We start from the raw sequence: 1,485 nt of genomic DNA, 5'->3' as shown, positions 1-1,485 counted from the left end.
CGCCAGCGTTCGTCCTGAGCCAGGATCAAACTCTCCAAGAAAGTTGATATAGCTCATTTGTTACGTTGGCTTAGCTTTTATAAAAAGCTAAAAAATTGTTTGTTGACGTTCTTGTTTGTTTAGTTTTCAAAGAACAAAGCTACCTAACAGAATCACTATATGAAATATCGTTCTTGCGATAAGTTCATCAAGTAATCCTTATTTATCGCTCAAAAGCGACTTTATCAACTTACCAAGTTATTAACCTGAAGTCAATAACTTTTTTAAAGTTAATTGGTGGAGCCTAGCGGGATCGAACCGCTGACCTCCTGCGTGCAAAGCAGGCGCTCTCCCAGCTGAGCTAAGGCCCCAATATATAAATTAGAAGAATGGTCGGGAAGACAGGATTCGAACCTGCGACCCCTTGGTCCCAAACCAAGTGCTCTACCAAGCTGAGCTACTTCCCGATAAAATATGGCGCGCCCGGAAGAAGTCGAATCCACAACCTTCTGATCCGTAGTCAGACGCTCTATCCAATTGAGCTACGGGCGCATTAATATTAAATGTTATTTTACTTTTCTTAAAAACTTGGTGCCGAGGACCGGAATCGAACCGGTACGGTAGTCACCTACCGCAGGATTTTAAGTCCTGTGCGTCTGCCAGTTCCGCCACCCCGGCATCATTGGAGCGGAAGACGGGATTCGAACCCGCGACCCCCACCTTGGCAAGGTGGTGTTCTACCACTGAACTACTTCCGCATTATGGTAAGTTATTTTGCTAGCGTAAAAAACTCAAGTGCGGGTGAAGGGAGTCGAACCCCCACGCCTTGCGGCGCCAGATCCTAAGTCTGGTGCGTCTGCCAATTCCGCCACACCCGCATATTAAAAGTTACTTTGCTACACAAAAAATCTGGTGAGCCATGAAGGATTCGAACCTTCGACCCTCTGATTAAAAGTCAGATGCTCTACCAACTGAGCTAATGGCTCATACTTTGAATTGTTTCCTAAACTTTTTTCCGCGTTGTCAGATGTTCCGTTTACCTTTTTTCAAAACGTAAACTCCACAACTCGCAGATATTACATGAAGCTTTGCTCGTTGCTCTACCAACTGAGCTAATGGCTCATACAAATTGTTCTAAGAAAATCGATTAGTTTTTTCTGCTTAAAATCCCTTCGGGATTTCGTGCATGCTTCCGCTGATGTAAAATCAACGAAGCAAGAAGCATGGTGCCGGCGAGAGGACTTGAACCCCCAACCTACTGATTACAAGTCAGTTGCTCTACCAATTGAGCTACCCCGGCACATATTAAAAATTATGGTGGAGGATGACGGGTTCGAACCGCCGACCCTCTGCTTGTAAGGCAGATGCTCTCCCAGCTGAGCTAATCCTCCATATATAAAGCCTGGCAACGTCCTACTCTCACAGGGACAAAGTCCCAACTACCATCGGCGCAAAGAAGCTTAACTTCCGTGTTCGGTATGGGAACGGGTGTGACCTTCTTGCCAT

9 tRNA genes and 1 rRNA gene are annotated in these 1,485 nt (G+C 45.7%); all 10 read right to left on the bottom strand.

The annotated features are described in order from the left end of the window. Nucleotides 1–274: 274 nt before the first annotated feature. Nucleotides 275–350, bottom strand: a tRNA-Ala gene (locus BLR86_RS25525). 19 nt (nucleotides 351–369) lie between these two features. Then, nucleotides 370–446: transfer RNA gene (locus BLR86_RS25520), tRNA-Pro, on the bottom strand. Nucleotides 447–454: 8 nt separating this feature from the next. Further along, nucleotides 455–531: transfer RNA gene (locus tag BLR86_RS25515), tRNA-Arg, on the bottom strand. A 37-nt stretch (nucleotides 532–568) separates the two neighbouring features. Beyond that, nucleotides 569–657, bottom strand: a tRNA-Leu gene (locus tag BLR86_RS25510). Between the two features lie 5 nt (nucleotides 658–662). Further along, a tRNA-Gly gene (locus tag BLR86_RS25505) sits at nucleotides 663–737 on the bottom strand. A 38-nt stretch (nucleotides 738–775) separates the two neighbouring features. Further along, nucleotides 776–857: transfer RNA gene (locus tag BLR86_RS25500), tRNA-Leu, on the bottom strand. Nucleotides 858–889: 32 nt separating this feature from the next. Continuing rightward, nucleotides 890–965: transfer RNA gene (locus tag BLR86_RS25495), tRNA-Lys, on the bottom strand. 238 nt (nucleotides 966–1,203) lie between these two features. Then, a tRNA-Thr gene (locus tag BLR86_RS25490) sits at nucleotides 1,204–1,279 on the bottom strand. Between the two features lie 15 nt (nucleotides 1,280–1,294). After that, nucleotides 1,295–1,370, bottom strand: a tRNA-Val gene (locus tag BLR86_RS25485). A gap of 9 nt (nucleotides 1,371–1,379) precedes the next feature. Further along, nucleotides 1,380–1,485 (bottom strand): 5S ribosomal RNA (rrf, locus tag BLR86_RS25480); the annotation flags it as partial.

Origin of the sequence: Bacillus sp. OK048 (genome assembly GCF_900103525.1) — a bacterium.
Classification (GTDB): domain Bacteria; phylum Bacillota; class Bacilli; order Bacillales; family Cytobacillaceae; genus Neobacillus.
The sequence above is the reverse complement of the archived record's forward strand: the minus strand, read 5'-3'. Positions and strand labels throughout refer to the sequence as shown.